Origin of the sequence: Paenibacillus sp. OT2-17, from assembly GCF_009827695.1 — a bacterium.
Classification (GTDB): domain Bacteria; phylum Bacillota; class Bacilli; order Paenibacillales; family Paenibacillaceae; genus Paenibacillus; species Paenibacillus polymyxa_B.
The window spans coordinates 1-1,066 of sequence record NZ_WUDQ01000872.1; the positions used below are offsets into that span (position 1 = coordinate 1).

Below are 1,066 nucleotides of genomic sequence, written 5' to 3' on the forward strand. Positions count from 1 at the left end.
TTCGGGTCAACGTCATGTGAATGTGGCTGGGTTGGATTATACACTCCCGATGGGACAGGGGGCACTTATTTTTTTACAGGATTTTAAAGCGTGCTTTCATCCTCCGGTTAACGAACAATACAAATCATTTGCACTTGGCATTCCGATTTCGTTGTTTAATTATGCGGCTTCACAGTTAGCGGCTCGTCGGCAGGTAGCTATTGAATTTAATCAAATTCTTAAGGGAGCTGCATTCCATCACTTTAGTTTTGAACTGGATCACAGAAGTATAGTGATGATTGAACATTTGATCAAAGACTTGAAAAGTGTGCATAAATCGCCTTTGTTAATGGAAGCAGCAGCACTTGAGATTTTAAATCGATTTATGATTCAATTATTTGATTTAACACCTATGCCCGAAGGTTTGTCTAAAGAAGATGTTAGAAAGCTGCATATGGCTCGGGAGATACTTGAGTTCAGCATGATTGATCCACCCTCACTGATCACATTATCCAAAAAGGTTGGATTAAACGATTTTAAATTAAAAAAAGGATTCAAAGCCTGCTTTGGAACTACTGTATTTGAATATTTGCGCCAAATTCGTCTTGATTATGCGATGAAGCTGCTCCGAAGCCAAGAAAGCAATGTGACTGAAGCTGCGATGGCTGTAGGATATAGCAATGTGAGTGCATTTTCAGAGCAATTTTTCCGGGAATACGGAGTGAAGCCATCATCCTTAAAGAAGGTATTTTAAAATAAAATCCGTTTAACCGTAGAATAATCCGTATATAGGCAGTAGAGTGGTGCTGTGACTCGTATACTTCTGCATAGAGAGAATCTATAACAGAGGAGTGTGCGAGGATGAACAGAATAAAAGGGAGCATCTTTTTCAGTGTATTTGTGGCTATGCTAGGGCTCATGCTCATTGCTCCAATTATGCCGCCCCTTATTCGTGAGTTGGGATTAAGAGAAAGTCATTCTGGGTTAATTATATCGCTTGGCTCCATAACGATGGCCTTAATGGCCCCAATATGGGGAAATCTGAGTGATGCAAAGGGACGCAAGCCTGTGATTCTGCTTGGATTCA

At 40.5% G+C, this 1,066-nt stretch carries 2 protein-coding genes; both read left to right on the forward strand.

The window, feature by feature from the left end:
* Positions 1–733: helix-turn-helix domain-containing protein (locus tag GRP75_RS27805; protein WP_160790985.1), on the forward strand; the 733-nt coding region annotated here is incomplete at its 5' end.
* 107 nt (positions 734–840) lie between these two features.
* Positions 841–1,066, forward strand: a 226-nt coding sequence (locus GRP75_RS27810; RefSeq protein WP_160790986.1) for an MFS transporter, incomplete at its 3' end; no start/stop codon positions are given.